Source organism: Bartonella sp. AA18HLJMS, from assembly GCF_042197245.1.
Taxonomy (GTDB): Bacteria; Pseudomonadota; Alphaproteobacteria; order Rhizobiales; family Rhizobiaceae; genus Bartonella.
Window position 1 is genome coordinate 100,769 of the sequence record NZ_JBHIRP010000007.1, and the last position, 8,688, is coordinate 109,456.

6 protein-coding genes are annotated in these 8,688 nt (G+C 39.6%); 3 read left to right on the plus strand and 3 right to left on the minus strand.

Annotated features, from left to right (window positions below):
- Positions 1 to 983: 983 nt before the first annotated feature.
- Positions 984 to 1,997, minus strand: a complete 1,014-nt coding sequence (locus tag ACFINW_RS05770; RefSeq protein WP_375618002.1) for a sensor histidine kinase — start codon at positions 1,995 to 1,997, stop codon at positions 984 to 986.
- A gap of 22 nt (positions 1,998 to 2,019) precedes the next feature.
- Complete coding sequence (locus tag ACFINW_RS05775; protein WP_375607013.1) at positions 2,020 to 2,814, minus strand: response regulator; 795 nt, start codon at positions 2,812 to 2,814, stop codon at positions 2,020 to 2,022.
- Positions 2,815 to 2,982: 168 nt separating this feature from the next.
- On the opposite strand from ACFINW_RS05775, the gene ACFINW_RS05780 reads away from it, so the two are divergent.
- The 3 genes from ACFINW_RS05780 (at position 2,983) to ACFINW_RS05790 (ending at position 5,403) form a co-directional block, all read left to right on the plus strand.
- Complete coding sequence (locus ACFINW_RS05780; RefSeq protein ID WP_375610684.1) at positions 2,983 to 3,186, plus strand: NepR family anti-sigma factor; 204 nt, start codon at positions 2,983 to 2,985, stop codon at positions 3,184 to 3,186.
- Positions 3,187 to 3,193: 7 nt separating this feature from the next.
- Positions 3,194 to 3,748 (plus strand): RNA polymerase sigma factor, encoded by a 555-nt coding sequence (locus ACFINW_RS05785; RefSeq protein ID WP_375611691.1) that lies wholly within the window; start codon positions 3,194 to 3,196, stop codon positions 3,746 to 3,748.
- 224 nt (positions 3,749 to 3,972) lie between these two features.
- The gene (locus ACFINW_RS05790; RefSeq protein WP_375621451.1) at positions 3,973 to 5,403 is read left to right on the plus strand and encodes a sensor histidine kinase; all 1,431 of its coding nucleotides are present in this window, start codon (positions 3,973 to 3,975) and stop codon (positions 5,401 to 5,403) included.
- 897 nt (positions 5,404 to 6,300) lie between these two features.
- On the opposite strand, the gene ACFINW_RS05795 is transcribed toward ACFINW_RS05790, so the two are convergent.
- Positions 6,301 to 8,289, minus strand: a complete 1,989-nt coding sequence (locus ACFINW_RS05795) for a M23 family metallopeptidase (protein ID WP_375630227.1) — start codon at positions 8,287 to 8,289, stop codon at positions 6,301 to 6,303.
- Positions 8,290 to 8,688: the final 399 nt, after the last annotated feature.

The window sequence follows — 8,688 nt, forward strand, 5'->3', positions numbered from 1 at the left end:
TCCTCCTTTGAGATGTCGGTTCCTCCTTTGAGATGTCGGTTCCTCCTTTGAGATGTCCGTTCCTCCTTTGAGATGTCCGTTCCTCCTTTGAGATGTCCGTTCCTCCTTTGAGATGCGGGTTCTATAGTGAATTAATCAAAGTCATTGGCTTGCACGTCATAAAAGGGTATGTATGGGCTCTATGTCGGTGAGTAATATTTGAAAAAAGCCTAAAATGCCTCTTATGGACGCTCTCAAAGGTCAATGGCTGTTGTAACATGAGAGACAAATGGTATGATGATGCTCAGCTACTACTTTTATGAAGTGAAAAGGGGTATGAAGGTAAAGAAGGACGTGGCGTAACAAGGGGCGGTTTTGATGGTTCACTTTACGGGGGCTATTATATCTTATTTACAGATACTGTTTTGAAATGAGCGTGGATGCGCTGGGAAATATTAAAAAAGTGCGTGAATGAGGAACACAAGTGTATTCTGTTTTAGAATGTCCTATTGTACTTGAAGAGGATATCTCCATTAAAGAATGCGATAAATAAAAGCGTAAAATATGTAATTTTCATCAATTAATTGTCGTTGTCGTGGATGCTTTAAGCCCGTAAAGCTGAAGAGTGATGATGGATATTAGCTTTACTCCTTGAAATTTCATATTCTGCCAAAATGGAATTGTATACGCATTGCGAAAGTTGCACAAAAAGAGATGGGTAATAGGTTCGCTTTTATTTGGCATATAAAAGCTGAAACGGTTTACTCTTCATTGTTTTGGTTTCTCTCTTAAAATATGCGGTTCTATAAGGGATGAAAGTTGATTTACAGCGGAAATGGATTTTATGTGGCTTTCAGTTCTCATCGTTAAGGTTTTGGGGAACTATTGGGGGACAATAGAGGTTGGTTTAAAGGGGTTGAAAAATATCTTTGTGCTTAATAAACAGATGAGACATTTTGCTAAAAAAGGGGAAACTTCTCTTGTTCATTGTTTAAAATGCTCTTTTAAGAAAAAATATCAAAATAAGTATCAGGAACAGAGAGGCAATAGACAATTCCTTCTTGTGTCAATTTGAGGGAAGCTGAACCATTCACGGAAATGGGAACGATTTTTTCGAGAACGGCACTACCAAAACAGGCTTTTTTATTGTTTGTGGGAGGGATGCCGGATTCAAAATTTTCATGCCACGTGATGATAAGTTGCGTTTTGCCATTCAGTTTTGTTTCAATTTCACAGCGTACACAGATGCTCCCCTTTTCTTGGGAAAGGGCTCCAAAAGAAAGAGAATTGACAATCAGTTCATGAAAAGCCAAACCGATATGCAAAGCGGCATTGGGAAAAAGATAAGGATCGACGCCTTCAAGTGAAAAACGTTCTGTTTCTTTCATAAAATAACCTAAAGCCTGCGTTTGGACCAATTCGCGAAATTGAGCACCGCGCCAATCGGAATCAGTGATCAGATCTTGAGAATGAGAAAGAGAATGAAGACGACCTTGAAATTTTCGTAAAAAAACTTGAAGAGATTCAGTATAGCGGGCGGTTTGGCTGGCAATACTTTGAATGATCGCTAGAAGGTTTTTAGAACGGTGACTGACTTCGCGAAGAAGGATTTTAAGCACTTGTTCACGGCGGCGTAAGCCGGAAATATTGACACCGGTGGTGATAATACCAATAATGTCTTCGTTATCATTGCGGTGGCAATCAATAGAAAATTTGTACCAAATCTCTTGTTTGTTTGTATCTTCAAAACGTGCTTCAACAGTTTGCATTTTGCCACTGGCTAAAACTTGCAGTTTGATGGTTTCCATATTGTCTGCAAGGTCAAGCGAAAAAAAGTCGCTGTCACGACACCCAACCCGCCATTTATTGTGCAAATGATGTGGCAAGTTTTCAGCCCATAAATAAACCAGATTTGTTGCCTGATAGAGAACGCAAATATCAGCACCACGAATCGCTTGCATGAGCGCACTCATATGAGATCTATCCATGGGAGGCTTTGAAAGAGGCGTAACGATCATAATTTTAAGATGTTACCCTGTTCTAAGCCGCTTTAGAAGCATTCTCTTGAAAAAATAAAGCTTGGGAAATAAGCGCTTTCACCATATCAGGGTTAAAAGGTTTGGTCACTAAAAAAGTTGGTTCTGGACGCTCGCCAGTGAGAAGCCTTTCGGGAAAAGCCGTGATGAAAATCACCGGTATACGGTCATTTTTCAAAATCTCGTTGACCGCATCAATCCCTGAACTGTTATCGGCTAATTGAATATCAGCCAAAATCAACCGTGGTTTTTTCTTATGATACATGATGACAGCTTCATCACGCGTGCGCGCTATTCCTACAACATGATGACCTAGGCTTTCTACCATTTGCTCAATATCAAGTGCAATAAGAGGTTCATCTTCAATAATCATTACTTCAGTGGCAATTTGTTGAGAAATATCAATGGATGCTTGGTTGAGAAGCTTGCGAAATTCTTTCGTATCCAGATTCATGATTTCGCTGGCGTCTTGTTCATGAAATCCTTCAACGGCAATGAGCAAAAATGCTTGGCGTGCACGGGGCGTGAGATAGGATAATTTGGCACTGGTTTTTTGTTCAAGACCAAATTGGGGCAGGGGTTCAGGGATGTTTGGTGTGGTTTGGTCAAAAAGATGGCAAAAAAGCCAATAGGTACCAATTCGGTCAGTGGAGGCTTTGGGAAAAATGGAGATGTCGGCAATGAGTGCTTCCAACATCGCTGAAACATAGGCATCGCCAGAGGATTGGCTACCGGTGACAGAGCGGGCAAAACGCCGAAGATAGGGAAGATGCGGGGCAATGCGCGTTGATAATGACATAATTTATAACTCCTTTGACCTTTCAAGCATTTTGTTGGTTGAAATTCTCAACCGATAAAAAAGTTCCTTGATTTGTATGGAACTTTTTACCGACAGCTATATTTACAACCATAAGGCGAAAAAAACTTCGCGGTGCTACCAGTAATATATGGATTAGGGGGATGAAAAATGAACGACCGTGATGAAAAAAATCTCACTACACAATTTAGAGTTGGAGATGATCTTCTCGGGGTCAATAGCGAAATAGCACGGAAGTTACGTCAATTTTACATGGAAATTCAAGAAGAAGCACTGCCACGGTGTTTGCTTGAGCTTTTAGAGAAGTTGGAGCGCGCAGAGCAATTTGGCTTAAACAATGTGGAAAAGGTTTGAATCCTTTATGTCAAAGTGCGCGAAAAACTTTAAACAAGAACTCCTTTCTGTGTTGCCGGCTTTACGAGCTTTTGCTGTTTCTTTAAGTGGCAAGCACGATAAAGCCGAAGATTTGGTCCAAGATACTGTTATGAAGGCATGGGCTAAGCAAGATAGTTTTGAGATGGGAACTAATCTTAAAGCTTGGCTTTTTACCATTTTGCGCAATGAATTTTATAGTCAAATGCGTAAAAAGGGAAGAGAAGTTCAAGATACCGACGGCGTGTTTACTCAAAATGTCGCTGTTCATCCTGCTCAATATGGATCACTTGATTTGCAAGATTTCAAAAAAGCCTTAAATTTGCTTTCTGCCGATCAAAGAGAAGCCATTATTCTCATTGGCGCATCGGGATTTTCTTATGAAGATGCTGCGGCTATTTGTGGTTGTGCTGTTGGAACCATTAAAAGCCGTGTGAGCAGGGCGCGTAATCGATTACAAGAACTTCTTAAAGTCAATGGTGAGTCTGATTATGGTCCTGATTCTTACTCAGCTGGAAGTACATTGTGTTCATTTAACGGCTAAAAAAGCATAATAATTATGATTGATAGCCTTGTTTTTTTTATTCCCGTTATAGCTATTACAGTAAAGTCAGTATCTGAGGGAATTCAGAAGTTTGGCGTGTATCCTTAGGAACACAAGAAAAGCCTGTATAAAACTTTCTCATGGGCTTTAGGTTTTATGTTCCATAAGGTTGCCTTCCTTTGTGCTGAAAAATGACGACTTTCAAGTTCGCCAATGGACATTCTATGACAACAAAAACAAATTTGATGCCTCAAATGCCTTCTTCTGATGCAACGATATCACGCTGGCGGTGGGGTGCGATTGTTGTTTCTCTTGTTATGGCTCTTTTGGCATCGGTTTTTATTATGTTGCTTTCAAATGCCGTTGATCGAGAAGTCGCACAGTTGAATACAAGTTCAGAATTGCGCGAACAGGCTGATTTGGTCCTTATTAGCCTGATTGATATGGCTGTTGCTGATCGCAGCTATGCAAAAACGCGCAAGGCGGAAGATAAAATACGTTTTGAAAATGCAGAGCGGGAGTTGGGGAATATTCTCGACTATATCGCACTTATTGTTTATGCGCATCCGCAGTGGTATAAATGGTTTACGGCTTTTAAAGAAGAGGTTGAAGCACGAAAAGCCTTTATGAATGCCCATATGCGTGCTCTTGATGCGATTCCTGAACAATCTTCTCAACCCTCTCATGCGGACTCTTTGGAAGTATCAAAGATTCCTGTAGCACGTTTAGCTCAATTGATGACAAGCTTTATTAATGGGGATGATGTGGTGCGACAAAAACAGCGTGAGGGTATCGCATTGATGCGGGCGGCTTTGACATTGGCGGCTATTGTTTCCGTTGTGAGTACCTTTATTTCTGCCTATTTTGTTATTAATCGTTTTCATCGTGATATGCGCTCTTTAAAATTGTATCAATTGCTGCTTCATAGTGAAAATATCGCTCTGGAAGCCCGCGTGAAAGAACGAACACAAGAATTAGAAAGAGCACGTAATCACGCTGAAAAAGAACGCCAACGGGTTGAAATATTGTTGCAGGATGCAAGCCATCGCATTGGCAATTCTCTTGGGACGGTGTCTTCTTTGTTGGGGCTCCAGTTAAACCGGAGCAAAAATGAAGAGGTCCGTGCTGTTCTAGGGGCTGCACGTGATCGTATTCAGACAATTTCTACAGCACATCGTCGTTTGCGCTTAAGTGATGATATGGAAACGACACTATTGGCAGAGTTTCTCAGCTCTGTTGTGCATGATGTCGAATTGGCAGTCCCTTTTGAATTGCGTGAAAACATCACCATTCACACCAACTTTAAAGATTGTCGCCTGTCTTCAAGAGATGCGACAACACTTGGAATTATCCTTGGTGAACTGCTGACAAATTCCTTAAAACATGCCTTTCCTGATCAACGGTCTGGTCATATTTATATCTCCTTTGGTCCCCAGAAAGATGGACAATTGATGCTCATTGTAGAAGATGATGGCGTGGGAATGAAAAGCCAAACTTTAAAACAAAAAACAGGACTTGGTCGTGTGGTCGTGGAACAGCTCTGTATGCAATTTGGTGAAAAACCTCTGTTTGAAACTTCTGCTTTAGGAGGCACAAAGATTGTCATTCCTTTGCCAAAACTTAGCATGAATAGTTCAAAAAAAAGCTCTGACTGATTTTTTAAAAGGGTAAATTTTCTCTTTTCTCGTGGTAAGCTGCCTTTCATTCATCGTGAATGTATGGGGAGGGCATCTTTTCACAAGAAGAAGGAAAAATACGGCTTCAGTAGCGCGAACACAGCACCATTCATATCAGATTGTCAATTGCCTTCAAGAGAAACAACTTTGCTTCTTTATCTTTTGGTGTAATGTTTGATTTTCTCTCTTGTTGTTTTTTTGCTTTGTTGACTCCGATGATCGGCTTTCAAAGTTCTCCTTGTCTTAGAGCTTTGAAGTGCTTAAGTTAGCCTTTAAATTTATTTTGAATAAGTGCTCCTTTAAGCCAATAATACTTATATTCGTAAGCTCTATTGCTTTGCAAAAAGATTGTTTTCAAGTTTTGTTATTTTTTGTAAGGCATGTGAAACTTTAAATATGGGGTGTTTTTGTAAAAGTGTGTAAGGAATATTCTTAAGGTAGAACGTGCTCATAAAGTTCATGAAACACCGTCCTTTAGGGCTATGAACAGCATACATTCAACAAGTGGAATCTATTCAACAAGAAGTCGGGTTGTTTATAGAATGATATGGATTTTAGAATCTTCATCCTTTAGCGGGCACCTCTTTGATTTGAGATTTTATTGCATGGCAAATAAGGACGGGCTATCGTTTTGATAAAATAAACAAGAAGAGTTAGCCTTTTGGGGTTTCATATTTTTCACTTTTCTATTGTGCGTAAACCTGAAAAGGGGAGGGTGTTTTATTTTTAATCATTGTGATGCGACCTTGGGTGGTGGAATCTTTCGGCGTATTCTTTAATAGATATTTAAAATGCGGAAATCTCTTTGAGAAAAGTAAGCGCTCAAGCATATTTTTTAGATGTTTTGAGTCGTAAAAATGCAGATGCTTTCATGCTTTAAGTCTCTTCGGAGGGTGCTATTGGGCTGTTGATCAAGGCATCAATGTTGTTTTTTTCTTGTAGGAATGTTTGTAGGTCTTGATTGGTTAAGGCTTTGCTATCCGGTATACGAATGCGCATGGGATCAACCTTGACGCCATTGACAATGATTTCAAAATGACAATGGGGTCCGGTTGCCATTCCTGTTGATCCAACATACCCAATAATTTGTCCTTGTCGTACTTTCACGCCTGGTTTGATGTCTGGTGCATAACGACTTTGGTGTGAATAACTGCTGATATATCCATTGGCATGTTGAATTTCCGTATGGTTTCCATAGCCGCCTGTTACGCCTACTCTTGTGACAATACCATCTCCTACAGCAATAATGGGTGATCCTTTAGGAGCAATCCAATCAACCCCCGTATGCATGCGGACATAGCCTAAAATAGGATGTTTGCGTGGACCAAAGGGAGAGCCAAAAATGCCATTTGGTGTGGGTTTGCGCAGCAAGAAAGGCTTTGAACTTTTCCCTTCAGAATCATAATAATCAACGCTTCCATCTTTTAATTGATAACGGTAATATTTATAAGTTGTATTCCCAAAAGTTGCACTAATATAACGAATTTCTGGATCAGCGTTCTTGGATACTTCCTTTGCTTTCAAATTCTTTTTGCCGTTTTTGTTTTCTTTATCGCTTTGTGGTACAGCATAAAATATTTCGATCTGATCATTGGGTGTTATCGGACTTTTCATATCAATATTGGTGGCCAGCAGACGAATAAGACGATGAGAGAGAGATTGTGATATATTATGGCTTAGCAAAGCACTATAGAGTGCATCATAAGCCGTTGGTAATTGTGCGCTATTGATATAAGAATGTGGAATACCATTTTGAAAAGCCGTTTTAAGTGCTTTAGACATTTTAGGCTCTGTGCTTTCAATGAATTGGCCTTTATCATTCAGGGCAATGGTGAGAACATGATGCATCCCTTGATAGATACTTGCGCGTACGAGATGGTCTTCTTCACCAGCTTGTGTCACGATACCAATGCGTAAAAGGCTTCCCTCTTTAAGGGAATCGGAAAGGCTTATTTTTTCTAGCGTTTTTACAACCTGGTCAATTTGCTTTTTTGTATAACTGGTTTTTTTGAAAGCATCGGCTATCGTTTGTTTTTTACGAATAGGAATAATATCTTCAACATAGTTTTTCGTCAGATCGATACGGTGACTTTGAGGAGAAACGGTTACATTTTCTTGAACGATTCGAACTTCAGGGGATTCTGTGCCTTGGGAAGGGGAGGATACATCTTCTAATTTTAAAGGATCAATCAATGTGAGAACTGAAAGAAGTTCGGAGCTCTTTTCTAAAGTAAATCCAGCTTTTTGTACTTCTTGTTGTGCCTCTTCATCTGTCAATGTGTCGCTGTCATCAAAATCGAATTGATTTACCTTAAAATCATAGCTGCGTAAGGTGAGTTTTGTTTCAACCTTTGCTCCATAAATCTGCCCAGAATCTTCTTGTGGTGCGATATTTTGATTTTTCGTATCACTAGCAAGAATGCTTAAAGAATCAAATTTTGGATAGCTATATTTCTGGGGGCGATTTTCGGCTAAAGCCATACGAATCCATTCAAAATGTTGTGTTTGAATGACTTTTTCATCGCCTTTTTTTTGTAGAATCGATAGTTCAAATTGACGTTTTCTGTCAAAGCTTTGCCTTGCATGGGTGGGAGAAATACGATCACCTTTATAGCCATTGGCCTCAGGGTCTTGTGATTCTGATAGGTTTTCTTGCGTAAACCATTGTGGCGGTGTTACCAATCGCTGTTGTTCATCAAGAGCCGTAAAAAGTGCAATCCCCATAAGAATGCAGGAAGTGATTCCTGTCAGAATGGTTCCCGTAAGCCAACGAGCAGAGACCTGTCGGCGCGCAGGCCGCAAGCGCTTGACAACAAGAGCAGGGTCTTGTCCAGGATCGTTTTTTTGTTGTTCGTTATCCCACATAGATTTATAAGAGTACTTTTCAATATTAAATAAAGAAAGCTAGATAGATAGCTTAGCATGCTTCTACAGGAATTTGATTCTTTTTACAAATTACAGATCATGCGATTCTCTTTATACAGCAATGTCTTTATAAATCGTATCTGCGCAGAAAATTTTCTCTATTAAAGTAGCATAAAACAAGCGTTATTGTGATTAACTCATTCCTAGGCAACTTCCTATTTTTATGCATTGCAATGGGGTGCTATATTTTACTTTAAAGGCGCCATGCTCTCTTTGAACTCCTTGCTGTTTTCATGTTTTATTTTTATGAAGGCAGATTTTTCCAATAATGTTTTGAAATAGGATTTTTTGTTCAATATTTTATTGGTAAAGTTTGGGTTATTTTATTTAAAAAAAAAT

Bases quoted from the DNA above. Each gene is read 5' to 3' on its own strand.
- ACFINW_RS05795 (WP_375630227.1), bottom strand. From the start codon at position 8,289: ATGTGGGATAACGAACAACAAAAAAACGATCCTGGACAAGACCCTGCT.
- ACFINW_RS05770 (WP_375618002.1), bottom strand. From the start codon at position 1,997: ATGATCGTTACGCCTCTTTCAAAGCCTCCCATGGATAGATCTCATATG.
- ACFINW_RS05785 (WP_375611691.1), top strand. From the start codon at position 3,194: ATGTCAAAGTGCGCGAAAAACTTTAAACAAGAACTCCTTTCTGTGTTG.
- ACFINW_RS05790 (WP_375621451.1), top strand. From the start codon at position 3,973: ATGACAACAAAAACAAATTTGATGCCTCAAATGCCTTCTTCTGATGCA.
- ACFINW_RS05775 (WP_375607013.1), bottom strand. From the start codon at position 2,814: ATGTCATTATCAACGCGCATTGCCCCGCATCTTCCCTATCTTCGGCGT.
- ACFINW_RS05780 (WP_375610684.1), top strand. From the start codon at position 2,983: ATGAACGACCGTGATGAAAAAAATCTCACTACACAATTTAGAGTTGGA.